Here is a 25,377-nt window from a genome sequence, read left to right as displayed (position 1 = left end):
ACGACCAAGTGGCAAGAAAAAGAGAATCAGTTGTTAACGCTAATCACGCCCTTTGAACAATACGAATTCGCTAAGTGCTTGATTGTCAGTTTTGAGATCTAGACATAGCTCTCCAATTTGAACATTCTTCGATGATTCAACCACCAAATTGATTTAGATCAAATTACGCCAATTTGTAATCAATTAGCCTGAAAAACGTTAGCCAAATGTTAATAAGGAAATTGATATGGAACTCAAACAAGACCCAAGATGTTATACCGACGTATGTGTAGATGGTAAATGGTTCCACTATGACCACTGTGGAACCCAAGCTTATATGTTAAAAGGCGGATCTTCTGCGGTGATTGAACTCGCGAAAGAGCCAGCAACAGAAGGTGAACTGGTTGAGTTGCTGCAAGGTATTGCTAAGTAATCCAACTCAACAAGTACGTAAGGACTAAGAGACATCGCAAATTACCCCCTTATTTTACTCAAACTTTGATAGATGCGATTCCAAAACACATAGAAGCCATTCTTATCTCCCCCATGATCAGAATGGCTTTTTTATACCCGCTACCTAGTCTCTCATTTTGTAAAACGCAACGAGTTATACTGAAATATAAACGTATGACAGTGCTAAATATAAAGAAGAACTCCATTCTCAAAATATAAAACTAAGATTTAAGATAATTTCAGCATCAGCATATAGAATGATACCCCATATAAGCGTATAGTTTTTTCTTCACTTTCTAATAAAGACTTTCCTACTCATGGCTAAGCGCAGTAAGGTCGACACCAGTCGCACTATCCAACTCATCCTCGATAACGCCAACCAACAGTTATTGACTGTCGGCTATGAAAACATGTCATACACGACTCTCAGCCTCGCAACTGAATTATCGAGAACGGGGATAAGCCATCACTTCCCAAAGAAAACAGACTTCCTGACCGCTTTAGAGGGACGTTTTTTAAAACAATTGATTGATCGTTTGATCATAAATGAAGGGAGCAGCCAGTTAGAACAATCGTGGCGTAAAGCACTTCTGAATAGTGAATTCAGTGCAATTCTTAAATTAGTTTTTCATCACTCTGTGATTCGCTCTGAGCACTGCTTTTTCTCTCAGCGATTGATGACCAACCTCAGTAACATTATCGCGCTTCATCTTGGGGAGAGTGCGCACAGACAAGTAGAACATCTATTGGGTGTTAGCCTAGTTCACATTGCTAATCAGAACGCAACGATTAGCACAGAAGGCACACTAGACAACGTCTAATACAAAACAAGTTGGCTCTCTTCTATTGAACTAACATCGCATTCTAGAAGCTAGCTGCCTTTTTTATTCTGATTAGTTAGCTCTTATTCGCACTATTTGTTATTTCTTAAAAGACACGACTTGGTTTCGACCCGATTCTTTCGCTTCATAGAGCGCATCATCCGCCGCTTTCAGGTGCTTTTTATAGGTATCACTATTGAGTTGCTCAGGAGTGATATTAATCGAAGCCCCTATAGAGGTAGTAATACTTAGTGGTTTAGAGGACGTATCCACCAGCGTTTGAGCTATCGCTGAACGAATGATTTCTAGCTGCTGTTCAGGATCTAGCGCGCCCGATAGCAGTAAAACAAATTCTTCTCCGCCCCAACGAGCGACAACATCATTGGGGAACAAATGTTGTTGAATACGCCTTGCAACCTCAACCAACACTTGGTCACCAACATCGTGCCCATAGGTATCATTAACTTGCTTAAAGTAATCAAGGTCGAGAATAGCTAGGCTAATGCCAAACGATGTATCGTTGAAAGGCATAGGGTCAGCTAGCAATTGCTCCAAGTAGCGTCTATTGTATAACCCGGTTAACTCACATGTCGTCGATTGAGCCAACAACGCCTTGTTAGCCCTTTGTATAGACCGTAGCCTAACCATCAATAACGCAGCGCTAATACCGATCATAATGATCAATGCCACTACAATACGGTTTCTGAGTTGCTGCTTTTCTAGCACTAGCTTATTAAGGTCTTTCTCTGTATTGAGTAGCTCGTTTTCTTGTTCAAGGGTAGCTTTTGCGAAGTCTTGCTCTAATAGGAAAATATCGCTCTGGCGCTTGTCGAAAAGCAACGCTTTGTTACCATGATAATATTGTTTGAAGTAATACAGAGCGGTTTCTAAGTCACCTTGAGATTCGTAGTATTCACCGAGTGTTCTTAAACCCAACACTTTCCAACTCCGGCTACCGACAACTTCAAACATTGAAAATGCTCGCTCAAGGTCATTGAGTAGAAGGTCACCTTGATTCAGCCTCATTTTCGCCAAAGCACGGTTCAGATAACACTGACCATTTTGAAGTGTGTACTTTTCAATGCCCGTCGAATGAAGGCACTTATTCGTTATTGCTAATGCAGTATTGAAGTTCCCTTCTGAAAGCAACACATCACTGTAGGCTCTCAGCAAAAGGATTTTATAGCGATTGCTGACTCTCTCACTATTGAGCGCTTCAGCTTTCTCATAAGCAATACGCCCTTTTACGACATCCCCACTACTCAGGTGACTGAATGACTCATTGATATAGAGTATTCCAATCGCCTCATCTTCAAGCAAGCCGCTGTCGAAATAGAGCTTTTTAGCCTTCTCGATAATACGTAAAGCCTTCGGCCAATCTTCCAAGTAAATGTAGAGTAAGGCCATATTCGACATCAGCTTGCTATTGTATATATGCTTTGGATACTGCTTACCTAGTTGTAGGCCCTTATGGAAAAAGTACTGTGCATCCTGTAAGTCGTTACGCACATTGTTAATCGCACCAGCCGTGTTATAAGCTTTAACCAGCAACTCATCGTAACGAATCGATTCTGCTATCCCTATCGCTGATCGAATCTGGATTTCAGCGGCTGCGAGCTCCCCTTCTTTGAGATATTCAATCGCAGATTCAACCAATGATTGTGATTTCAACCACTGCATTCCTTCCTGATCTGCCAGCGTTCTGATTTGATCTAGGTATGTCATTACAGCTTTAGCATCTTGTTGATGTTGCGCCACATTGGACAAGATCATGAGTCGGTAGGCTTGATAAACGGCTAAGTCTTCAGCAGCGCTTAACTTTGGCAGCTTGTTAAGCTCTTTTGAGGCAAAAAGAGGATCACTGCGTGACAACTCGAGGAGATGAATCAGCTTTTTCCCATATTCTGTTTGGGAAAGCTCTTTTTCTGGCGTGTAGACAGAGGTGTCATGGACTTGAGGCTTGCTCAAGTCAACCTCGTTTAAAGGATATAAAAGATAAAGACCAAGCACGGCACTCATTGTAACAACAAGCAGAAACGATCCTAAAACGTTGTTTTTATTCATTTATCAATGCCGTCATAGATTGCATGCTTATCTTAAGGTTCACTTATTGAAATTGGTTATGCAGTATACCCGAGCAATATACAGATTAAAATGTTGTCTATTGGTCGAACTGAGTCGTGTTTTTCTCATTAATTGGAATAATCAGGCGACTTTCTTGATTTAACTCAGACAATCATCCTACAAAAAGGCGTTATAGTGATTTTCCTGTTCCTATAGCCGTGACTTCTAAGGAAAGAGCGGAACCATAATGAGAATTAACAATGACCCAAATTAATGAACAACGTCTTGTCGACCATTTCTGCGATCTTGTGAAAATCGATAGTGAATCACGCAACGAAAAAGCTATCGCTGAAGCGCTGGCTGAGCAGCTAGGCGAACTAGGCTTTGACGTACATAAACTGGCTGTTCCAGAAGAAGTATCAAACGGTTTCAACATCTACGCGCGCTTAGATGGCACACTTCCAGGCAGCACTGTATTCAGCTGCCACATGGACACAGTAACGCCAGGTATCGGCATTGAGCCAATCATCGAAGACGGCATCATCCGTTCAAAAGGCAACACAATCCTAGGCGGTGACGATAAGTCTGGTATTGCAGCTATCATGGAAGCGGTTCGCGTAATCCAAGCTGAAGGCCAAGCACACAAAACGATTGAAATCGCATTCACGGTATTCGAAGAAGGCGGTCTATTCGGTTCTTTGAACTTCGATATGTCTTACATCCAATCTGAGCACGCTATTGTGCTAGATACAGGCGGTCCGATTGGCACTATCGTAAATGCAGCACCTGGCCAACAGAAAATCGTTGCGAAGATCAAAGGTCGCCCTGCTCACGCTGGTCTAGCACCAGAAGAAGGCATCAGCGCAATCCAAGTGGCAGCAGACGCTATCACTAAGATGAACCTGCTTCGCATTGATGAAGAAACAACAGCAAACGTGGGTATTGTTGAAGGCGGTCAAGCGACTAACATCGTAATGCCAGAACTTAAAGTGGTTGCTGAAGCGCGCTCTCTAAACGGTGACAAGCTAACAGCACAAGTTGAACACATGATCTCGACATTCGAAGAAAGCGCGAAGCAATTCGGTGCTGAAGTCGAAATCGAATCAACTCGTGCTTACGATGCATTCGTCATTGCAGATGATCACCCGCACATTCTTTCGATCAAATCAGCGTTCGAAAAGCTTGGCGTAACGGCAAACACTAAACGCACTGGCGGCGGTAGTGATGCAAACAACTTCAATGCGAAAGGTCTAACTACGGTTAACCTATCTACAGGTATGGCGAAGGTTCACACCACTGAAGAGTACATCGCAGTGAAAGACATGGTCGCTATCACTGAGTTTGTTGTAGCTTACGTAACACAATAATCTTACTTGTTAGCTAGATGGTGAACATCATATAGCTGATATCAAAAAGCCGAGTCTAATATGGACTCGGCTTTTTTGTATCTGCGTTTTACGATCCGCTTGTTACTTCTTACTAAATGAAGAACACTCATTGATTGGTTTTGTTACAACAGTACCATTTTCTTCACATGGTACAGATGGCACCCCACCAGTAGAGCTTGCTAGCGAAGTGAATGAAGTGATTGCTAAAGCGACAGTTAATAGAACTTTCAATTGGATTCTCTCTTTAATTTGAACTCAACAATGAGCTGTAACTTGGGTTTTCCGTATTACTTGATGCTAAGAGAATCCCTTTTCTATTACCTCAAGACCAAAATACCAATAGGTATGATGTTCAGTATAATTATTAAGTAATAGATACGCAATTTTTTTCATCTTTATTTGTTTGTTCTATTTGTTGAAGAACATCTATCGCATGCTGCAGGTCATCCAACGCCACTGTTCTACCTTCCGTTAATGCGATAAACACAACCTCTAAAAAGGTGTTTGTTTGATACAACGGTTGATTAGATTGGTATTGCTCGATAAAAGTATCTTTCAATACTATCGCTTCGATTTGTTCAGCTTTGCTTGCTCCATCAGGTAAAAAGAGCAATACAAAGATCAAGAGTGGCATCAAGAAGCTAAACGCTCCCCAAAGGTAGAGATTACGGTTTTTAGATTTAGCTATCACCCCGCCAACAATTGACGAAATGAGTAGAAAGATGAAAGTTAACATGGCTCTGTCCCTACTTTTAAGCCCCCAAAACATTATGAGGCTGAGTGAGTATCGGGACAGCTCTCTATTGAGTAAAATTAAATTAGCTTATTGATACAACATTGATAATTAAACTACTGAATTTAATGTAATAAACATCATCCACTTAACAATCCAGCAATCCTCTTTGTGAGGTGCTATTACATTACTTATCTAGAACCCCCTACGTTTCCAAAACTGCCCTTCATCTTTTGCTACTAGGTCAAACGTCTTGTCGGCGATGATGTTGCCTTTTAGTTCGACCGTCATGCGCCATTTACCGAGCTTGTTCGAGACAGGTGCCCAAATGGTGTCACCTAGGTAGAAATCCCAGTCATTGTTGCCAACGTATTCTTCACCATCAAACGGTTCAAGCACTTCACCTTTGTCGGTGGTAATGTTCGGGTGGTAGATGCAGTAACGGATCTTTTCGCCTTTGGCTTTTTTTATATTCAAGATATAGCCAAACTCAACGTCAATTTCAGCGTCGACGGTGGTCGTAAACTCTTGGATTTTTGGAAGGTCTTTAGATTTAGAATCCCATGTGGAGTAAATACCATAAGAAGTCATGTCGACCACAACAGAGCGCTTTGCCATTTGAATCGTTACCTTGGAGTTGTTCTATTAATTTAATCTATGTGCCATTAAGTCACGCATCTACGAGACTATTCTTGCCAATCTTTCGCCATTCGCTTAATCACTGAAGGTTCAATGTCGTGAATAGTGCCATATTGCTCTCTACACACTTCAATAACCAAATCCGCTTTGTATTTAAGCGCAAGTTGGCGATAGGCTTTCATTTCCCACTGTTTAATGAAAGTATTTGAGACCACGACATCAAGACCTTGCTTTAGACCATCTTCAGCCGTGTTCTGACACCATTCATGGGCCTGTTGTAACTGTCTAGGATCAAAACGGTACTCACCTTGTTCATTCACATAATACATGTCCGCCTCGACATGTAATGCATCGTAGGTTTTCGCTTTTGTTGACTTACCCGAACCGGGCAACCCTCGAATGAGTATTAACTTCATCAATAACTTTACAGGCTAATTTGAAAACATGAGTTTATCTTAAATACTAACGGGTTGCTCTGATAACTGCTCCGAACCTTCTCACTACAACGACTCCCCTAGCATTACCTAAATCGACAAACAACGTGATGATATACCTTAAAAATCGATGTGTTGCTTCTGATAAAAAACACAAATAATTTACAACTATCCATTTTGTATATCGACAAGCGTATTAAACTACTATAGATTTAGATGTATAGACGTCTACATATCTAGCTTAGGGAGAAAGCTTTGCCTATTCGCATTCCAGACCAATTGCCAGCGTCCGATGTTCTTCGTGAAGAAAACATCTTTGTTATGCCGCTATCAAGAGCATCGACACAGGAAATTCGTCCACTTCGAGTCTTGATCCTCAACCTAATGCCGAAGAAGATTGAAACTGAAACTCAATTCTTACGCCTACTATCAAACAGCCCATTGCAAGTGGATGTTGAGCTGTTACGCATTGATGACCGACCAAGTAAAAACACACCAACTGAACACCTAGATAACTTTTACCGCCAATTTGAGATGGTAAAAAACCGTAACTTTGATGGACTAATAATCACTGGCGCTCCGTTGGGCTTGGTTCAATTTGAAGATGTTATTTACTGGGATCACCTGAAAACCATCATGGAGTGGGCTAACAAGCACGTTACTTCCACACTCTATGTATGCTGGGCAGCTCAAGCGGGCTTAAAACTGTTGTATGATTTGCCAAAGCGTACTCGTAAAGAGAAGCTGTCTGGTGTTTACAATCATGAGATTCATAACCCTTACCACCCTATCTTACGTGGGTTTGATGATACCTTCTTGGCACCACACTCTCGCTATGCGGATTTCTCACCAGAGTATCTAGCAGAGCATACCGACCTTGATGTGCTTGCGACTTCCGACGTGGCTGGTGTGTATCTGGCGGCAACCAAAGACAAGCGAAACGTGTTTGTGACGGGTCACCCTGAATATGATGCTCATACGCTTCACAACGAATACATTCGTGATTTGGGTGAAGGCATGGAGCCTGTGATTCCTATTAATTACTACCCAAACAACAATCCAGACAACAAACCTGTTGCGAGCTGGCGAAGCCATGGACACTTGCTATTCTCAAATTGGCTAAACTATTGCGTTTACCAGCAAACGCCTTACGATTTAGATCACTTCAGCGAAGAGAACTTCACTAAAGACGATTAATAACCGACTTTTAATCCGTATCTTAAAGCTGTGCTCGGTAATCTATTGATTAGTAAAACAATAACAATAGATTACCGGTCCCAGCTTTTTTATGGTGACTGGGTCGCATTCCACCATTGAATTACCACCTTATGTTAGCCAATTTCATATGATTGTCTGGTGTTCATAAGGAGCTTCACATGCCTGCCAAGTCATTGCTTTCATATTCCCGATTATCAACAAGTGTTGCACTACTCGCCTCTCTATCCATCGTTGGTTGTGTTTCTGTTACCGAAGGTCCGCCCAAGATAGAAAGTGACCCTATCGCGATGTCTGAATCTCGTATTGAACTAGGCTTAGGCTACATGGGGCAAGGCAATATGGTAAGAGCACGCGAGAACCTAGAGCTTGCCATCCAACACGCACCCAGCTACTACCGCGCCCGCCTCTCCATGGCGCATTATTATGAAAAAGTAGGCGAAGTCGATGAAGCAAGATCCACTTACCGAAAGGCGCTGAGTTTAGATTCCAGAAACGGAAATGTATTGAATAACTACGGTACGTTTTTGTGTAAACAAGGCGAGTATGAGCAAGCTGACAAATACTTCAACAGAGCTATCGACCAACCCTATTATTATCTCGTATCTGCCAGTTATGAGAATGCGGCCTTTTGCGCGTTTAAAGCCGGTAATACTGACCAAGCAAAGTATTACTTCACACGTGCTATTGACCACGATCCAAATCGAGCAAAGTCGATATTGCAGCTATCAAAAATTGAAGTAAGTGAAGCAGATTATAACGACGCGAGGCTTCGTCTGTTCAAGTTCCACCAGCGCTATGGCTATCAAATTCCATCGCTTCAAATATTGGTAGAACTGGAAAATAAAGCCGGAAACAGTGCACTTGAGAAGAAGTATCAAGCAAAATTAGACGAGTTGCTCTCCGCTTAGAATCACTAGAACATAAAAAACGGGCTTGTTGAATGAACAACAAGCCCGTTTTCTTAGTTAAGCTATTAGGTACTTTCGTATTGGAGAGTTATTTAAGTGCAATCCACTCTTGTCTTTGCTCATCATCCATAAAGGTCCACGCTACAAAGCGACTCACCTTTTGGCCTTGCGACATCTCTACCACTTTTAGTTGTTTCGCTCTCAACTTACCAAGCTCTGAACGAATCATGTCTACGTTGTCTTTCTTAGAAATCAGTGTCGTAAACCATAGCACTTGCGTTGCAAACTGCTGGCTCTCTCTCGCCATTTTCATAATGAAAGCCGCTTCACCACCCGGACACCATAGTTCCGCTTTTTGACCACCAAAGTTTAAGGTTGGCTTGTCTTGCTTAGCTTGCGATTTTTTAGATTCTGGCTTGAATGACTTACCTGCTTTCTTAGCACGGTTTGCCGCTAGATTATCAAGTTTACGTTGCGACCCTCTTTCCGCTTCTTCTAAAGAGCCGTGGAATGGAGGGTTACAAATAGTGACATCGTAACGTTCATTATCTTTAATCACACCTTTAAAGATGGCTTCTGAGTCTGCTTGTAGGCGTGCTCGGATCTTACCTTTTAGGTTCGCGTTACTCTCTGCAATGAAGTTTGCTGTTTTGATGGATACAGGGTCAACATCTGTCCCCGTACAACGCCATTTGTATTCTGTGGTACCAATGATTGGGTAGATACAGTTTGCGCCAACACCAATATCCAACGCCTTCACCGAAGCGTGATTATAAGGTTCGCCTTGACCATCACTGTTAAGGATGTCTGCCACTCTATGGATATAATCTGCTCGGCCTGGAATTGGCGGACATAAGTAACCCGCTGGAATGTCCCAATGCTTAACGCCATAGTGATGTGCTAACAGCGCCCTATTAAGTAACTTAACCGCTAATGGATCAGAGAAGTTGATCGTATCTTCACCGACAGGATTCATAATCAGGTGCTCTTTCAGATCAGGTAACGCAGCAACTAATAACTCGAAGTCGTAGCGACCTGTGTGCTGGTTTCTTGGATGCAGTCCGCCCACTGGTTTAGCATTATTTTTGTTTCGCGGTGAACCACCTGTTCGCTTCGAAGCAGAAGGCTTTTGCGAACCGCTCGAACTTTTTGGTGCGCTCTTATTCGAAGTGCCTTTCTTAAACGGCGCTTTACCCGCTCCGCCTTTATTATTGGTTGGTTTACAAGAAACTCGCTTGGCTTTATTCTGTCCAGCCGCTTTCGAATCTGCATTGCTACGGTTTTTATCAGAAGCGTTGTTTTTCGACAGGCTTAGCGTTGTTCTATTTTGTGATTGGCTCATTGGGCTACTTCTTTAAATCTAAATACATCATGAATAAACGGGCATCCAACTCAAGTTGGTGATATTCCGGCTCCATGTGACAGCATAGTTGGTAAAAGGCTTTGTCGTGCTCTTTCTCTTTGATATGCGCCAGTTCATGCACGACCAGCATTCGAAGCAAAGGCTCTGGTGCATTTCTAAAGACACTGGCGATACGAATCTCATTCTTCGATTTGATCTTGCCACCGTGATTCTTGGCAACGTAAGAGTGAAGGCCTAATGCATTATTGATTAGGTGTATCTTCCCGTCGTAAATTACCTTGCTGATCGGTGGTGTTTTCTTCATGTAGCGATTTTTAATCTCAATCGCATAATCAAACAGGGCCTTCTCGCTTTTTATTTCATGATTATTTGGATAGCGAGCTTCAAACCAAGGCACTAATTTACCCGACTCTACAAGTTGAGTCACAGGGTCGATAATGTGCTTAGGATAGCCTTGAATATAGCGTAAAGAAGGATGCATTCTGAAAGACCGTACAAGTTACACCACGACAATACGTTGTGGTCTTGAAAATTGAGCCGCATAGTGTAACTTATCACACTTTTCTAATCACCTAGGATTCGTTACACTTTAGCGAGATTCACCAAGAGAATGAAAAAATGAAACGTGTTGTATTGTACGTCGCAGACAAATGCCCACACTGTAAAGATGCCCAACGCTATTTGGACTCTAAGAAAATTGTTTACCGCCTAACGAATGCAAAAATGCAGCGTGGCCGTAAAGAGTTACAGGCAATGGGTGCTCGCTCTATCCCTGTACTGAAAATCGGCGACCAAGTGATGGTCGGATGGAATCAGAAGAACTTCGATAAGATGTATAACTCTAAGAACACCTAACATGTTCTGAATAAGTCATACTTCTATGCAGCTAAGCCCGCAGATCCGAATAAGGATCTGCGGGCTTTGTTTTATATTCTTATAACAGCCAGTTACCAACCTTGAGCAACGTTAACCTTTTACTCTTAAACACGCACCGCAAGCAGCGCACTTGTACCTTTCTTTAATACCCAAAAATCTGTCCAATATTGTTCGGTGAACTCTAACGAGCCTTTGATCTTTACACGTACATTTCATTGTTCTGCGATTACCAAATTAATAACTGATTGGTAAGCAATATGTCTTAGTAAATCTCAGGTAACCATATCGCAGGACACACGTTTTTCTGTAAATAATATAACTAACATTAGAGCTATCTCGTAGAAGCGAATTTTAGATCTACTTATCTTAAAAAACATTAGGTTAGACGATAGACTAATGGCAAACCAATGAGGACAACAGGTGAAATAGGATGAATGTAATTTGAAGGATTTGAATTAGATTTGAATATAAATCGACTAATCGACAACCAAACACACTTTAGAGGATAAATGCGGAACTGCTCGACAACGAAAAACACTAGACCCGTTAGATACAGGCCTATATGACAAAGCGAAGATAAAGACTAATGTGTACTAGCTTTAAATCGGATGAATTATTGGCCTTTAATTTTGAAGACCGTACCACAATTGACACACTGGTATCGCCCCTTAATACCGAAGAAACGATCCATAAACGTTCGATGAATCCTAACCAGTTTTTGCTCTTTACATTCACATTTCATAAAATCAGTATGCCATACTCAAAAGGTATAGTGATTATTGAGTATTACACGTACTTAGTAAATTATAAGCCGTTAATATTTAAGACTCAAAACGTGACATCAGTCGCAACTCGCTCGCTAAAGTGTGACCTTGGTTCAAATTACCAGCTCGTTTGACAAGAATTCATCACACATACTGCTTTACGAAATCAATAAAGGTTCGGTCTGCTTTCGACAGATAACCTTCCTTTCTCCAAGCTAGAGATAGGTTCAGTTTGACAGGGTCTTTGAATGGCACTCCGACCACGTCTTCTTCGTACTCCGTGACTAAGCTTAGCAGTGCTGTAATCGCGAATTCCCGTTTCACGATAGATAAAATCATCGGTAGCAAGTTAGTCTCGAACGCGATGGTCATATCTAGATTGTATTTCTTACAGGTCGCATCAATAAAATCACGATGGAAATAACCTGACTTGAACATGATCAGCTCTTGAGCGAAAAACTCTTCAAAAGTGATGGACGGTTGCGATGCTAGTGGGTGTTCTTTGCCTACAACCGCTAACATCTCAGAACTAAGTAGGTGGTCGGTTTCGAGATCGTCAGGCACATTTTCATGATTGATAACCCCAATATCGAGTTCACCGTTTAATAGCATCTCGCGTATCGAAGCTGTACCCGCATCAATCAGTGTTAACTTTAGATTCGGGTATTGGCTTTTAAAGGCCATCACCACTTGCGGGAAAAAGTAACTCCCCATCATGCTTGGCGCTCCTAACCGCACTTCTCCTTTCTCCAACCCCTTTAACTCGTTCATCGCAAGCTGAGCATCATCAAACTGCTGGGCAATTCTCTTAGCATGATCAAACAACACCTTTCCCTCTTCCGTTAAAGTGACGGATTTGTCTCCACGCCGAAACAGAATTAACTCCAATGTCTGTTCGAGTTTTTTGATGGAGATACTTAATGCAGGCTGTGCAATATGCAGCGCTTTAGCCGCCTGCGTGAAGTTGCCAAATTGAGCTACAGCAAGAAAATGTCGAAGGGGTTTTGATTCAAGCATGGTGATATATTTAATATATAAAGGTGATATTTTTAATATATTTCTTTAATCACATTTGTACTGATAACTTGTTCACAAATAGCTTAATTATTCGCACAGGCGCTACGTAGATGTTTGATAAAGGCAGTTCTCAATACAAACGAATCACCCAATCATTGGCGATTGGTTCGTTTATCATTTTCTGTAACCTCTACCTTTTTCAACCCATTTTGCCGCACATGGCAGAACACTTCCAAGTATCAGAAACCCAAATCAACTGGTTGTTTGCTGCTACAACACTTGGCCTTTCGATTAGCTTGGTACCTTGGGCAATTGCCTCTGAAACCTTTGGTCGTAAACCTATCATTCTGTTCAGCCTGTTCGCTATCCCATTAATAGGGTTAAGCATGGTGTTCACCACTACCTTGTTGCAACTCGTTATTGCCCGCGCATTTATGGGTATCGCTGTCGCGGCATTTGCTGGTGTGGCGGTTGCTTATATGGTTGAAGAGTTAACACCCAAAGCCTTTGCTGTCGCGATTGGTGGCTACATTGCGGCCAACTCATTAGGCGGTATCTTCGGGCGTGTATTAGGCGGCTTAATCACAGACTATTTCGATTGGCATGCAACCGTGTTGTTTTTTGTTATCGGTTCATTACTTGGTGCACTCTTTATTGCCTATCGCCTACCTGACCAACAGAACTTCAAGCCTCAAAAAGGGCTGTTCTTTCATCACAATCGTTCAGTCGTAATGCACTTAAGAAATCGTACCTTGTGGCTTGCTATGTTGATTGGCGGCGCTAACTTCGCCCTGTTTGTTAATCTGTACTCTGTAATGGGCTTTAGACTGGTATCCGAACCACACTCAGTACCTGTTGGTTTAGCCTCACTCATATTCCTCTGCTACTTGGCTGGTACTGTCAGCTCTAAGCTATCCAACAAATGGACACTTCGCTATGATCCTTTAAACGGAATCTTAATGGGCGTGTGTATCAGCTTAATCGGAATGTTGGTTTCTGCTGTTGATAAAGTGCCGTTCATGCTCGCAGGTTTATTACTGATTAGTGGCGGAGCCTTCTTCGCACACACCCTTGCCTACTCTTGGGTGAGTCAGAAAGCCCCAAGCGCTAAGGCGACAGCGACCGCGCTATACTTAGTTCACTATTACATCGGCGGTAGTTTAGGTGGATTCTTACTCTTGTACTGCTGGCAATTATTTGGCTGGAACGGTGTGATAGCGGGCGGCTCTATTTTCTATGTCGCGATATTTGCATGGGTCTATCAGTTAAAACAACTTCAAGTATCGACCTCTAAGCTCGCTGAAGCTTAACTAAGACAAGGTATACAATGAATTATTGCTTTTGATTGACGTTCGTTCTGATATCCTACGCAAAATTTCATTTCGGAACCTGTTATGTCGAACACTCAAAACACAGATCTTCAAACCATCCATGACCAAGTAAAACAATGGTTAGACGATGTTGTTATTGGCCTAAACCTGTGCCCATTCGCAGCCAAGCCACAACGTAATAAACAGATTAAGATCTTTGTGAGTGAAGCGAATACGGAAGAAACGTTACTGGAAGACATCATGACGCATTTCGTAGAGTTAGATAACACGCCAGTCGCTGAGTTAGAGACGACCTTGGTGGTTGTTCCTAACATGCTGCAAGACTTCTTCGACTACAACATGTTCATTGATTGGGTTGAAGCGTTGATCAAACAGCAAGACTGGGAAGGTGTTTACCAAGTGGCGACATTCCACCCAGATTATTGCTTTGGTGGTGCGGATCCAGAAGACGATGAAAACCTAACCAATCGATCTCCATATCCGGTTTACCATTTGATTCGTGAGGCAAGCATGGAAAAGGTACTGAAGCACTACCCTAACCCTGAAGCGATCCCAGATACCAACATCGCGAGAGTGGAGTCTTTAACGCCAGAAGAGCGTCGTAAGCTGTTCCCTTACCTATTTAGTTAAGCGATTCCGAATCGGAAAATGCAATACGTTTTCCGTATTTACGAACTTGCGCGCTCTTGATGATATGGACGAGATACAAACTGATCTCGTCCATTTTGTTTAGCGATATATAAACATTCGTCGGCAACTTTAATCAAAGAATCGAGCGCCGACATCCTTTCCCCTTTGCTATCACCTGTACTCAACTCAAAATGACACGCCCCGATTGATATCGTAACAGGCTTTCTATCGAGTGTAATTTTCTTCATATCTTCCAAAAGCGCTCTGAACTTATCTTCAACACCACTTGGGTTACTATTTGGGTACCAAAGAATGAATTCCTCTCCGCCGAAGCGTGCGACAAACTCGCCTTCTTGAGTGTTGTTGCTCAGAACATTGGCAACTTTCTTCAACACAACGTCACCCATTTGGTGACCATAAGTATCATTAACCTGTTTAAAGAAATCGATATCGACAACAGCCAAAGTGCCCTTTCCTAAAGAGCCTTTTAGTTGCTCGACTTCTGCGTTGAGCGTTTTGAACAAACAACGTCTATTCGGTAGATGTGTGAGCGGGTCATATAGAGCTTGGTATTCTAGCTTCTCGTTCAGCTCTTGCAGCTTGTGCTCTTGTTGTCTTCGAACCAATTCCACTTCGATCCATGAAGCCATTAACTTCATTACATCAATATCAAACTCTTTGAACTCGCGATAATACGGATTACCACTCGAGAAATTTAGAGTGCCATAAAGCTCGTCGTCGACGAAAATGGGAATACCAATGTAAGATTCTAAGCCAAAGGATTGGTAAGCAGGATGTCTCGCATAGATTTTGTGTTTACCGCAGTGTTCAATGCAGATAGGGCCACTCGATTTGCAGGTGATTTCGCAATAGGTCGAACGGTAGTCGAACATGTCACCGCTTTTTAAGTCGACACCTTCTGGAGTCACGCAATGTTCTACTAGGTAAGTGTTGCCATCTACTTTCGACAGAATACCAATATCTAGATCGAAGCGTTCAAGCCCCATGATAAGCAACTGAGCGATCTGAATATCGAAACCCTTTCGATAATCATTGGTGATTTGGTACAAGCGGCGTATAACAATTTCACTTTCACTAGCTTGGTGCATACTTGGGGTCCCACTGCTGCCGAAGTTAGTGACAACATCAATATTTGGTATATTTAAAAGAGTAAAGTGTAAATAAACATAATAATCAATTAGTTTGTGTGCAAAATACCTCATTGATCCAATGAATAAAAGTCGACTTCCTCCACTTTGCGTTAGCACCCTATTCCCAGCTTTGATAAAATAATCCATTAACGAAACAGAATGGATAGGAAAATGAACCTTTCTCAACTAAGCCAAGAAATCTACGATCACCTTTACCGCGACATTGAAGAGTTCCGCAGTACTTTTGATCTGCCTGTTGCTGCTCCTGAAACAATGGACGAAAAAGGCGATACGCTACATACCTCTCTAGCGATCGAAGAACTGACAGAACTTGCAGAAGCTGACTCTAAAATCGAACAAGCGGACGCTATTGTAGACAGCGTTTATGTTTTGATGGGACGTTTGGTTCACCTTGGCCAAGCTAAGGTAGAAGACAACCTAGCAATCAGCTACCTGATCGACCTACTGTTGAATGTTTCTAAAAACCGTTCAATCGATTTTCTACCTTGTTGGGACGAAGTACACTCAAGCAACATGAGCAAAGTATGTCGTAACGAAACAGAATACGCAGAAACTGAAGCTTTCTACGCTGAGCAAAACATCAAACTGATGGCAGTTCAGAAAGGCGAATACATCATTGCTAAGTGCGCAGAAGATTTCGTATCTGAAGGCAAAACCGTTCGCCAAGGTAAAGTACTAAAATCTGTACACTACCGTCCTGCGAACCTTGAGCCTCTTACAGCTTAAGTAAAGTTAAAACTGAAGCGCTGCAAAGCATCAGTTAACTGAAATAGAAAACGCCACGTTCTGTAACGTGGCGTTTTATTATCTATTAAAGAACTCTAGCTGTGTTAGCTATAGCCGTGTGTTAGAAACCGAGCGCTATACCAGTCGAGCCATATGATAAGCCGCCACATATTCGCCATTTCTAAAGGCAAACCCTGCTGACTCCCCTTCAATAACGAAACCAAACTTTTTATACAGACTGATCGCTCTTTCGTTATCGGTATATACCGTAAGCTCAAGTCGTTTGATGTTAATCCAGTTATCACACAAGTCGATTGCGGTCGCGAGTAGCTGACTGCCGACACCTTTGCCTAATACATCGTCTTTGACACCCATACCAAATGAAGCAACATGACGCCTTCTCGGGTTTACACACACTTCCATTCCCAAATTGCCGACAATTTTTCCATCGATTAACGCGACATAGGAGTACACATTATCAGGTATATTGGAGATTCGTTTCTGCCAGCTTTCCAGAGACGGATTTGGGAGTTGCAGCGTACCGGTATAAGCATTAGTGCATTCGTAGATTTCTTTTATTCCCTTCGCATCTGACGGTTCAGACCGTCTCACTATAATACTCATCGCAACTCCTACTATTATTCTTCACTAATTGTGATGCACATCCTCAATGTGCACCTAGACACACTAACAAATAGTAAATATTTAACAATAGGTTAGATGAAAATGTTTCAAAATATATAATTAGCAAGTGGAAGGGAAATAGTATTTGGACGAAGGCGTGTTAATAGTATGGTTTTACTTGTAGTGGCTAACGAAAGAGTTTCAGATGGAGAGATTAAAGGATAGGTTACTATGTTGATGTGATATGGACACAAAGATACGTGCCCATATTGTTAAACTAGCTCTCTTGATTAGTCACGCTCACATTGAACTTGGAGCACTTTAAGGTCGGTCGCATTTAGCTTCTCGGCTAATGCCGCGCCTTCTTCATTACATTGTTCAAGAGTCGTAAATTGGGTATTAATTTCCATTTCAGCGGTGCTGTCAGCGCCACCGATCATTAAGCTTAGTAGTAGTGTTAGTTCGTACATCAATTAATCCTCTTTCGAGTTTTCAAAGCATCCATTCGAATTAGATAAAGTAACCAGAATAAGCCCTAGTTCACTTGTTTCGTTTGAGATAATTCTAGTCATTCACTCGATTCGAGTCTTACCATTTTGTGCCAAGAGCTAACAAAGTAAGTACACTTATTTTACTTTGCTTAGTTGATACTGAGTAAACGCCCTCGTTCGATATCTTGCTCAAGCACCTCTGGTGTCAAATCGCCATGTCCATGGTGGTCATGATTATGGTGATGCCCATGATCGTGGCCTTGGGAATGACCTTGATGTTCATTTGCTCTTTGAGCTAACTTGTCTGAGTCCAAATAGGTATCAGTCAAATCAACACAATAATCTTCAGTCCATAAACGGCGAGCCTCATCATCACTCATGATTTGCTCGGCTTTAGGGCCCAACTTGTCCATGTAGAACATCCCTAACTCCTCTCCTTCCACATTGGCGTGGTTGATAAGGTTCATGAAAGCAGGTTCTTGGTTTTCATCAGAGAGATGACCATTTTTGTAACACACAGTTAGACCAATAATGTCATCACCAAGTTGTTCTAGTGCAGGGTTGAAATGATTGTGACTGTGATTATGTTCAGCAGCGGCTACAAGCATTGGAGTAAGTAAAACACATGCAATAGCCAGTAGTTTAATAGTGTTATTCATGGATAGACCTTCTAAATTTGAGAGAACAATTTGATTAGTTGCTTGGCTTAACTTCTGGTGAGATGAGCGGATGGGAACGTCAGGACTATTTCAGCCTGAGCCCCTCTCTCATCTCACTACAAATAATCAATATGATTGGATAACGAGGCTCGATATAACGAGCATTCTGAAAACAAAAATCACTTATCAACCACGATTCTTGCTGGAGCGATGGTGTAAGCCATCTGCTTCATTTCCCATTGCCCTTTTGCTTCTAAGGCAACCGCTAATGCTTGCGCCTCTTCACATACCTTCGCTGGTTTTCCATCAGCCCAGAATGAAGGACCCGAGGTGTATCCACACATAACAGAAAAAGCGTGTTGGCCATCCTTTATTGTGTATTCCGTCATAATGCCTCCACCTTCACCGTGCGTTATTTTTAGCGAGCCTTCATCGGCAACATGCATTGCATCGGAAGGGTTCGGTTTGACGTACGTTGTGTAGGTGCCGCCATCTGACATGTATTGGTTATCGTACATGGTGTAGCCTTCTTTTTCTGAAGGTAAGGTCAGTTCGTAGTTAGGATCAATGTCCGCTAATCGTTCTGAGTTATTCGTCGCACCAGGTTGATAGTTGTGAGCATTTGACTGTCCGTTAGCGAAAACAGACCCTGCCACTAAAGAAAGGATAACGACCGCTAAAATTGATTTTTTCATAATGAACTCCAGATATTCTAAGCAAAGAAGTTGTAAGCAATAGCTTTATGATTGAGTAAGAGAATGGGTTTGTTTACCTAACTTTTTAGGATGTGAGGGCAATATCAGCCCTCACTGCAAATACCCTATTTGTTATCGGTTCCTGCTCCTTCACCAGGCTCAGTTGGACGACTTACCGACTTGCGCTCAAGATTGTGGTGAGCACGCACTCTATCCATGTATTCTTGCTTGGTGTTCATACCTTGCTTCATTGCTTCTGGTACTTGTTCAGCTGGGATCACGATGTCACGGTCGACTGGCCACTCTGTTAACAGCTCTGGGTGGTAGCCTTCTGGGTAGTACAGTTTTGGATCCAACTCTAAATCACGAATCTCTTGTTCTTGTATGTCTTCACGGCTGTTTTTCGGCAACGGGATTCTAAAGTCAGACCCATCTGCCATATCAAATTGTGGCGCTCGCGCATTCGGGAAATCAGGTAAAATACCTTCACGAACCCACGCATTATCTTTAGTCATGTTAACGACAATGCCATCTGGCGCACCGAAGTGGTAAGGCCCTTGCCAATGGTGGCGAACCTCAGCAACGGTTTCCTCATTGAGATATGGGTCGAATGTCATGTGCGTTGTCATGAACAAGCGCGGTTGTACTTCATTCGCCACATAACCCGCCGCGTACGCTGGTGTATGGTGGGTATCAACGGTGTAACGTGCTAAGAATGGCGGTACACCTTGAATAATCGAAGACACACCAAACGTTTCGGTTTGCAGTTCAGTAATGAACAAGTCTGCGCCTTTTGCGTATTTCAAATCCAACTCGGTTGGGCGACCGTCTCCTGTCCAAACAAACGAAAGCACTCGACCGTCATCTTGAGTCCAATTCAAGCGGTAACCAGACGCGCCATCTTTTGCGTGACTGCGTCGCCAGTGAATCACTTCCACATTGTCTTGGTCATAGATAACGCCACCGTCGTCGCGGAAATCAAACTCGTGTACCACTATGTCGTTGCCTGATGGGAACACATCAAATGCATCGGTGTGCCAGTTCAACATTTGCTGCATGCCTTCAATCATATGACGAGTGCCATATTCTGGAGTCGCACCACTCGGGCCATAAATGTTAAGCGGCTTTTCCCAGCGACCATTCCAACCACCAAATTGATACAGGTAAGGTAACGAGCCGTAATGGTCTACGTGTAAGTGAGTAATGAAGATATGGTCGAGTTCATTCATCGCGACACCCGCCGCTACGTAGTTCGCAATTGACCCTTCACCTAAATCAAAGACAAAGTTAGAGCCGTTACCCAATTCTACGTATATTGAGGTGTTTGCTTGCCCCGGGCGAATCATTGGTGATGTCCCCATGAACGTGACACGCATTTCATCCGGTTGAACTTCTTCAGTTCGTGGGAACCAGTTGGCGCCCGACACCATGTGATCGCCATAAGGTGCAATGCCCTCAAACATCAGGCCTTCTTTCCAACCTGAATTGGTTTCTTTGCGATAGTCACCATTGTTTACACCGCCCATTAACACAGAAAGGACCTCTTCTTCTGAAGAGTACAAGTTCCCCTTAGGTTGAGTGCTCAGATACTCTTCAAGGGTTTCACCCTCGTGATATTCAAATTTCTCGAGTTTTTGAATATCAGAGTTGGTCTGCTTGGTGTTGTATTGCATCATTGGGTCAGCAGCAAAAGCGGTTGTCGTGATGATCATTGCTGTCGAGATGATTGATAATTTTGCGAAAGTTCTCATAGTTTCACCTATCGGTCTGAGTATTTAGTAAATGAATGAAGTTCCTTCCTCACTCCGATGCAAACAAGTTTATTAATAAACCGAACCTTGATATATAGTGTAAACTTTACTTAAAACCTCCATTTCATTTATGAGTTAATAACGATTCCACCATGATTTGGATGAGTGGCAATAAGAATAGAGGGAACTGAATTTGGACCTTAATCTACTGACGACATTTTTGGCCGTTTACAAACACAGCTCTATCACCGTGGCATCAGAGCAGCTCGATATTTCTCAACCCGCGGTAAGCGCGGCTATTAAGAGACTCGAAGGGGTCGTGGGCAAAGCTTTATTTGTGAGAGAAGGACGAGGTATCGCGCCCACTGGAGCTGCGGTATCACTCGCTAACAAGATAGAAGACCCATTGAACATCATTGGAACGGTTGAGCAGCAAAAGAATGACCTTAAAGTCTATTGCACAGAGAGCTTGCTTCATTTCGTTAGCCAGGTTGAAGGCGTAAGCTTTACGGAAGCGCCGCTCGAAGAGGAAGAACTGTTTGATGCGCTTACTGCACAAAAAGTGGATATCGTCATTGATGTACTTTCGAGTAAGAAACACTCATTGATTGAAGAAACCATCGTCGATGAGGAGCCCGTGTGTCTGACTCGAATCAACCACCCTCGAATTGGTGAGACACTGAGTAAAGAGGAGTATTTCCAAGAAGAACATATTGCACTCAAGATCAAACGCGCCAACATGAACACGGTCGAGTTTTTATCAGAGAGCGATATCGAGCCAAGAAAAGTCAGAATTGAAACCAGCTCAATTTCAAGCATGCTGATTTTGGCAAGCACGACAGATTACATCGCCGCTTCTACTCGTTCTTTTGCAGAAATGCTCGCACCAGCGCTTGGCTTACGCGTTCACCCTATCCCCATCAAATTAAAACCGCTCACGTTTCGAATGCTCTATCACCGCCGTTATGCTAACGACGAGCAACACATCAAAACCCGTGAAGCAATCAAATCGGCATTAAGAAAACATAAATGAAACTGAGGTTTTAACTAAAGTTAACCCTATTAATATAAATTTGGTTTCATCACATACTCTCCAGCAAGTTAATTCAATAGAACAACACTGGAGAATCCATGAAAAAGCTTAACCTTATTGCTCTACCACTTACATTACTCAGCAGCGCAGCGTTTGCGACCTCAACTCAAGTTTACATCGAACAAAACGTTGCCTCTAATGCTGCAGATAACGGTGTCTACACCACAGAAGCTGGCGCATTAATCGATACCTCAGAAAATGGACAAGTCTATATAGGTTTTGATGACCAGGGTTGGCTGGCAGCGGGTTACGGGCACGACTTTCACATCAGCGAGTCTTTCACGTTCAACCTATACGGTGAGCTTGGTAAATGGGACAACGGTGAAGAGTTATTAATCGAAGGTATTATTGATTATCAAGTGAACGACAACTTCAATGTATTCAGTGGATTGGGATATAACCAGTCAGGGCAAGTACTCGAAAATATAAGCGACACCACGATCAACACCAATAAGTTCATCGCCGGTGCGGGGTACTCACTCGCCGGTTGGGATTTAGCTTACCAATACACTCACGAAAACAGTGATGGATCCAATGGCGGGTTTACCCATGACGGTAACAATGTCTATTTTCATCAAGGCGATTACCGTACGAATGAACACGAAGTTATTCTCTCTAAGAGCATCGACGACTGGACACCCTACGTGAAATACACCTACTTCAATACCAACGAAGGTGACCTTTACTTGAACGGCCAATCGATGGGCCCGATCGACAACGACAATATCATTACGCTTGGTTTGTCTTACGACTTCTAAACATCTCAGATTCAATTCTCATAGGCAGATGGATTTGCCCACCTTTCGAGGGCACTACTATGAAAATGACTCCTCAACGCAACAAAGTCATTAACATCGCTGCAGCGATCAGTATCGTTTTGTTTTCCGCAATTCCCACCTACGCAAATGCTGATCACTTAGATTTCCATTATCTAGAATCGAGTTATCTAGAAACCAGATTTCTAGACTCCTCCTTCTTCGAATTCATGACACCAGATTTTGGTCAGGGGTATCTTAACGATGAGATTAAAGAAAACCTTATTCTGGAATAATTCGCTAACACATTACAAAACGCAAAAGCTGAGGCTTGGATACACTCGATGGAGTAGTAAATGGGAACATCGAAAAAACCAGCCGTTAACCCAATGTACTCTTTAGTCAGACTTGAACTAATAAAGATAAACACAATTCACTTCACAGTCGAACCAGTACTATTATTTTCATGGAGATATCGCATCATGCTTTACTTATACCCCAAAAAAAAGCACCACACTTATAAAGCATGGTGCTGATGTTACTGTGTAGTTTTGACTAAGCTAATTAGTATCTTTAAAACAAAGACTAGTTAGCTGGACGCCAAACGCCCCATTTGTCATTTTCGTAGGTCACTTGAGGGTTTGTACCGCCTTGAACCCACCATTGTGCTTTCCATGACTGGTTCGAGTAAGTCACAACTTCACCACCAAGGTAAACGTTAGATGAATCCCATGTTCCCGGGTTTGGTGCAGGATCAGGGTCCGGCGTTGGATCTGGATCTGGTGTAACGCCACCGTCATCAGCAATCACTTCGAACGTGAAGGTTTCTACACTTTCGCTTTCAATTGAGCTAGCAATGAACGACAAAGTTTCGTTCGCTGTAATCGCAGTCGTATCTACAACAATTGAAGCCGTTCCGTTGTTTTGAATGCTAACAGCAGAACCTTGAGTCTGTGTCAGGTTTGCTGCTTCGCTCGTCGCAATCACAACTTTGTCGCCAGCATTAACGACATTGTCACTCTTCACTAGTTCGTAGATGTCGCCTTTTAATGGCTCAACACCGCCGTCGCCACCTTCAATCAGCGTTAACTGACCAGAAGCACGGCTATCTTTTGAGTTGAAGAAGTTACGTGAAGGGTCGTTTTGGAAATACATGTAGTGCTGCATCTCAGCGTGCCAGTCACCAATGAAGATCGCGCCATCTTTGAACTCTTCGTGCCAGCCATTGATTTCTGAAGCCAACAAACGAGCCCAATCGTTAACGTTTGAAGCGTCGATAACGATGTCGAAGCTGCGCGCTACTTCACCATACTTGTTGATGATGTCGTACTTAACTGTGTCACCAACTTCTGGCGTTCCAAATTGGTCAGAAACAAACAGATCACCACGCACTAGATCGGGCTCTGGACCCGGCTCTGGTGGAGGGGTTGTACCACCCGCGATAGTGATGTCTGAACAGTTGTAGAAGCCTTCGCCCGCAGCATCATTACGCTGCCAGCGTACATATAGGATCGCGTCACCAGAACGGTCAGATGGAATCGTCACATTGATACGGTATTTACCACCGCTTACAGGAACATTGCCCACTTCTTGGATAAGATCTAAGTCACCCCACGCTAGGCCTTTGCTCAAGTCTGCGTTTGGTTTCGTTAGGTAGAACTCCCAGAATGAAGGGTTGTGTGGCGCAGTCGCGTTGAATACATATTCAAACGTGCCTGTACTTAGCTCGGTACGAGTCCAACCAGTATGAGGCGCACCCATACCGCGTTTTTGTGAATCGTTGGCATAACATAGCGTGCCATCAGGAATCGCCGCTTTCACAGCGTTAATGTTGTTGAAATCCTGAATATTTTTTGCATATTCGTTACGTTGAACAAACGGGTATGAGCCAGAAATATCTTTCGCTTGAGCACATGCGGCATTCGGTGGTGTACCTGACCAAATCCCGCCTTGCTCGTAACACGTGTTCTGACGTGCGCTTGGAAATTCAGACCAACCATGAGCGTTTGCCACTGACGGCACACTCGATAGCATAGCCATACCTACTGCTACTTTTAGAAGATTATTATTTATTGTTGTCACTTTCCCACTCTCTATTATTTTACCCTGCACACAAGACTAACTGGTCAACAACCAATCAATATTGCAGTTCGAGGGTTTATAGTTTTTGTTTAAAGAACAACGAAAAATATATACGTCAATTTTATCAATAACAGCGGGTTTTATATTGATAGGAATCAGAGTCACACAACTCATAGAAATGCGTTGTCGATAGATGATGTTGCTTCGAATTATTGGATCTCAGTATTCCATCTTGATTGAGGAAACAATATTCAAAGTGAATAAAAAAACGGCTTAATGAGTAAGCCGCTTTTTTGGAGATTCGCTAGATGTACAGTAGAAGGTGTACTTAGCAAGATAATGAGAAGACCTTAATAGCGACTATTCATCCCCATGCGATGTGACATGTCATCGTCCATGCGACCACCCTTCCAGCCGCTGCCACCTAAAAGGTTTAGAACGTCGCGGGCGTTGTAGCCTTCACCGCCAAAGAAATCGTTAGACACATCATTTCTCAGCAATTGAATGATGGGAGCTAGTTCAACATGAAGATCTTGTGGATCAGCAAACAAAGCCAATGCAATTTGTTGTTGGCGCTTGCTCAGCTCTTTAGAACTGGTTTCGACTTGTCCAATAGAGAAGAAATCACGGCTCCCGTAACTCTTAGCCATCTTTGCAGACAGGAGTTTGATTACCTTTTTGATTCTTCGACGCTGAATGTACCTTAACACC

At 42.8% G+C, this 25,377-nt stretch carries 27 protein-coding genes; 12 read left to right on the top strand and 15 right to left on the bottom strand.

All coding sequences use genetic code 11. The features are described 5' to 3' along the window. Nucleotides 1-226 precede the first annotated feature (226 nt). Together L1D37_RS09310 and L1D37_RS09305 are read left to right on the top strand one after the other, a co-directional pair. Nucleotides 227-412: a hypothetical protein gene (locus tag L1D37_RS09310; RefSeq protein ID WP_239829420.1), complete on the top strand. Its 186-nt coding sequence runs from the start codon at nucleotides 227-229 to the stop codon at nucleotides 410-412. 337 nt (nucleotides 413-749) lie between these two features. Further along, nucleotides 750-1,253, top strand: a complete 504-nt coding sequence (locus L1D37_RS09305) for a TetR/AcrR family transcriptional regulator (RefSeq protein ID WP_239847713.1) — start codon at nucleotides 750-752, stop codon at nucleotides 1,251-1,253. Nucleotides 1,254-1,352: 99 nt separating this feature from the next. Here the strand turns inward: L1D37_RS09305 and L1D37_RS09300 are convergent, their stop codons facing one another. Further along, nucleotides 1,353-3,317: a GGDEF domain-containing protein gene (locus tag L1D37_RS09300; RefSeq protein ID WP_239847712.1), complete on the bottom strand. Its 1,965-nt coding sequence runs from the start codon at nucleotides 3,315-3,317 to the stop codon at nucleotides 1,353-1,355. Nucleotides 3,318-3,577: 260 nt separating this feature from the next. On the opposite strand from L1D37_RS09300, the gene L1D37_RS09295 reads away from it, so the two are divergent. Further along, nucleotides 3,578-4,684, top strand: coding sequence for a M20/M25/M40 family metallo-hydrolase (locus L1D37_RS09295; protein ID WP_239847711.1), 1,107 nt, complete (start codon nucleotides 3,578-3,580; stop codon nucleotides 4,682-4,684). Nucleotides 4,685-5,069: 385 nt separating this feature from the next. Here L1D37_RS09295 and L1D37_RS09290 read toward each other — a convergent pair whose 3' ends face one another. From L1D37_RS09290 to L1D37_RS09280, 3 genes are all read right to left on the bottom strand, one after another. Then, the gene (locus tag L1D37_RS09290) at nucleotides 5,070-5,441 is read right to left on the bottom strand and encodes a hypothetical protein (protein WP_239847710.1); all 372 of its coding nucleotides are present in this window, start codon (nucleotides 5,439-5,441) and stop codon (nucleotides 5,070-5,072) included. A gap of 192 nt (nucleotides 5,442-5,633) precedes the next feature. Continuing rightward, nucleotides 5,634-6,056: a DUF3859 domain-containing protein gene (locus tag L1D37_RS09285; RefSeq protein ID WP_019824122.1), complete on the bottom strand. Its 423-nt coding sequence runs from the start codon at nucleotides 6,054-6,056 to the stop codon at nucleotides 5,634-5,636. Between the two features lie 68 nt (nucleotides 6,057-6,124). Further along, nucleotides 6,125-6,493: an ATP-binding protein gene (locus L1D37_RS09280; protein ID WP_239847709.1), complete on the bottom strand. Its 369-nt coding sequence runs from the start codon at nucleotides 6,491-6,493 to the stop codon at nucleotides 6,125-6,127. Nucleotides 6,494-6,766: 273 nt separating this feature from the next. Between L1D37_RS09280 and metA the strand changes: the two genes are divergently transcribed. Further along, the gene (gene metA / locus L1D37_RS09275; protein WP_004739682.1) at nucleotides 6,767-7,708 is read left to right on the top strand and encodes a homoserine O-succinyltransferase; all 942 of its coding nucleotides are present in this window, start codon (nucleotides 6,767-6,769) and stop codon (nucleotides 7,706-7,708) included. Between the two features lie 179 nt (nucleotides 7,709-7,887). After that, nucleotides 7,888-8,637, top strand: coding sequence for a type IV pilus biogenesis/stability protein PilW (gene pilW / locus L1D37_RS09270; RefSeq protein ID WP_239847708.1), 750 nt, complete (start codon nucleotides 7,888-7,890; stop codon nucleotides 8,635-8,637). A gap of 88 nt (nucleotides 8,638-8,725) precedes the next feature. Here the strand turns inward: pilW and rlmF are convergent, their stop codons facing one another. Together rlmF and L1D37_RS09260 are read right to left on the bottom strand one after the other, a co-directional pair. Next, nucleotides 8,726-9,979, bottom strand: a complete 1,254-nt coding sequence (gene rlmF, locus L1D37_RS09265; protein WP_239847707.1) for a 23S rRNA (adenine(1618)-N(6))-methyltransferase RlmF — start codon at nucleotides 9,977-9,979, stop codon at nucleotides 8,726-8,728. Nucleotides 9,980-9,983: 4 nt separating this feature from the next. Continuing rightward, the gene (locus L1D37_RS09260) at nucleotides 9,984-10,481 is read right to left on the bottom strand and encodes a M48 family metallopeptidase (protein WP_161680468.1); all 498 of its coding nucleotides are present in this window, start codon (nucleotides 10,479-10,481) and stop codon (nucleotides 9,984-9,986) included. A 137-nt stretch (nucleotides 10,482-10,618) separates the two neighbouring features. Here L1D37_RS09260 and L1D37_RS09255 point away from each other — a divergent pair, with 137 nt between their 5' ends. Continuing rightward, the gene (locus tag L1D37_RS09255) at nucleotides 10,619-10,855 is read left to right on the top strand and encodes a glutaredoxin family protein (RefSeq protein ID WP_016786183.1); all 237 of its coding nucleotides are present in this window, start codon (nucleotides 10,619-10,621) and stop codon (nucleotides 10,853-10,855) included. Between the two features lie 929 nt (nucleotides 10,856-11,784). On the opposite strand, the gene L1D37_RS09250 is transcribed toward L1D37_RS09255, so the two are convergent. Next, nucleotides 11,785-12,657, bottom strand: a complete 873-nt coding sequence (locus L1D37_RS09250) for a LysR substrate-binding domain-containing protein (RefSeq protein WP_239847706.1) — start codon at nucleotides 12,655-12,657, stop codon at nucleotides 11,785-11,787. A gap of 110 nt (nucleotides 12,658-12,767) precedes the next feature. Between L1D37_RS09250 and L1D37_RS09245 the strand changes: the two genes are divergently transcribed. Next, nucleotides 12,768-13,967 carry an MFS transporter gene (locus tag L1D37_RS09245; RefSeq protein WP_239847705.1) on the top strand — a complete coding sequence of 400 codons (1,200 nt, stop codon included), beginning with the start codon at nucleotides 12,768-12,770 and terminating at the stop codon, nucleotides 13,965-13,967. A gap of 84 nt (nucleotides 13,968-14,051) precedes the next feature. Then, nucleotides 14,052-14,618, top strand: coding sequence for a DUF1415 domain-containing protein (locus L1D37_RS09240; protein WP_239847704.1), 567 nt, complete (start codon nucleotides 14,052-14,054; stop codon nucleotides 14,616-14,618). Between the two features lie 38 nt (nucleotides 14,619-14,656). Here the strand turns inward: L1D37_RS09240 and L1D37_RS09235 are convergent, their stop codons facing one another. Further along, nucleotides 14,657-15,727, bottom strand: a complete 1,071-nt coding sequence (locus L1D37_RS09235) for a sensor domain-containing diguanylate cyclase (RefSeq protein WP_239847703.1) — start codon at nucleotides 15,725-15,727, stop codon at nucleotides 14,657-14,659. A 213-nt stretch (nucleotides 15,728-15,940) separates the two neighbouring features. Here L1D37_RS09235 and L1D37_RS09230 point away from each other — a divergent pair, with 213 nt between their 5' ends. Continuing rightward, on the top strand, nucleotides 15,941-16,516 hold the full coding sequence (locus L1D37_RS09230; protein WP_017059167.1) for a nucleoside triphosphate pyrophosphohydrolase family protein: 576 nt from the start codon (nucleotides 15,941-15,943) through the stop codon (nucleotides 16,514-16,516). A 135-nt stretch (nucleotides 16,517-16,651) separates the two neighbouring features. Here the strand turns inward: L1D37_RS09230 and L1D37_RS09225 are convergent, their stop codons facing one another. The 5 genes from L1D37_RS09225 to gntH all read right to left on the bottom strand — a co-directional run bounded on the left by L1D37_RS09225 (nucleotide 16,652) and on the right by gntH (nucleotide 20,736). Then, a complete protein-coding gene (locus tag L1D37_RS09225) occupies nucleotides 16,652-17,140 on the bottom strand; it encodes a GNAT family N-acetyltransferase (protein ID WP_239847702.1) in 489 nt (162 codons plus the stop codon). Between the two features lie 290 nt (nucleotides 17,141-17,430). Continuing rightward, a complete protein-coding gene (locus tag L1D37_RS09220; RefSeq protein WP_192888814.1) occupies nucleotides 17,431-17,610 on the bottom strand; it encodes a hypothetical protein in 180 nt (59 codons plus the stop codon). A gap of 170 nt (nucleotides 17,611-17,780) precedes the next feature. Further along, on the bottom strand, nucleotides 17,781-18,290 hold the full coding sequence (locus L1D37_RS09215) for a hypothetical protein (protein WP_239847701.1): 510 nt from the start codon (nucleotides 18,288-18,290) through the stop codon (nucleotides 17,781-17,783). A 179-nt stretch (nucleotides 18,291-18,469) separates the two neighbouring features. Continuing rightward, nucleotides 18,470-18,985 (bottom strand): hypothetical protein, encoded by a 516-nt coding sequence (locus tag L1D37_RS09210; RefSeq protein WP_048611397.1) that lies wholly within the window; start codon nucleotides 18,983-18,985, stop codon nucleotides 18,470-18,472. Nucleotides 18,986-19,110: 125 nt separating this feature from the next. Next, nucleotides 19,111-20,736 (bottom strand): guanitoxin biosynthesis MBL fold metallo-hydrolase GntH, encoded by a 1,626-nt coding sequence (gene gntH, locus L1D37_RS09205; RefSeq protein WP_017068281.1) that lies wholly within the window; start codon nucleotides 20,734-20,736, stop codon nucleotides 19,111-19,113. A gap of 193 nt (nucleotides 20,737-20,929) precedes the next feature. On the opposite strand from gntH, the gene L1D37_RS09200 reads away from it, so the two are divergent. The 3 genes from L1D37_RS09200 to L1D37_RS09190 all read left to right on the top strand — a co-directional run bounded on the left by L1D37_RS09200 (nucleotide 20,930) and on the right by L1D37_RS09190 (nucleotide 22,880). Then, nucleotides 20,930-21,769 carry a LysR family transcriptional regulator gene (locus L1D37_RS09200; protein WP_017078016.1) on the top strand — a complete coding sequence of 280 codons (840 nt, stop codon included), beginning with the start codon at nucleotides 20,930-20,932 and terminating at the stop codon, nucleotides 21,767-21,769. A gap of 98 nt (nucleotides 21,770-21,867) precedes the next feature. Continuing rightward, complete coding sequence (locus L1D37_RS09195; RefSeq protein ID WP_050645270.1) at nucleotides 21,868-22,587, top strand: hypothetical protein; 720 nt, start codon at nucleotides 21,868-21,870, stop codon at nucleotides 22,585-22,587. A 59-nt stretch (nucleotides 22,588-22,646) separates the two neighbouring features. Further along, the gene (locus L1D37_RS09190) at nucleotides 22,647-22,880 is read left to right on the top strand and encodes a hypothetical protein (protein WP_239847700.1); all 234 of its coding nucleotides are present in this window, start codon (nucleotides 22,647-22,649) and stop codon (nucleotides 22,878-22,880) included. Between the two features lie 289 nt (nucleotides 22,881-23,169). Here the strand turns inward: L1D37_RS09190 and L1D37_RS09185 are convergent, their stop codons facing one another. Continuing rightward, nucleotides 23,170-24,624 (bottom strand): lytic polysaccharide monooxygenase, encoded by a 1,455-nt coding sequence (locus L1D37_RS09185; protein ID WP_239847817.1) that lies wholly within the window; start codon nucleotides 24,622-24,624, stop codon nucleotides 23,170-23,172. A gap of 392 nt (nucleotides 24,625-25,016) precedes the next feature. After that, the gene (locus L1D37_RS09180) at nucleotides 25,017-25,376 is read right to left on the bottom strand and encodes a DUF6559 family protein (protein WP_239847699.1); all 360 of its coding nucleotides are present in this window, start codon (nucleotides 25,374-25,376) and stop codon (nucleotides 25,017-25,019) included. Nucleotide 25,377 lies beyond the last annotated feature (1 nt).

This window comes from Vibrio sp. Isolate33, assembly GCF_022397895.1.
Classification (GTDB): Bacteria; Pseudomonadota; Gammaproteobacteria; order Enterobacterales; family Vibrionaceae; genus Vibrio; species Vibrio pomeroyi.
Note: the sequence above shows the minus strand (reverse complement) of the source record. Positions and strands in the feature narration are given on the sequence as shown.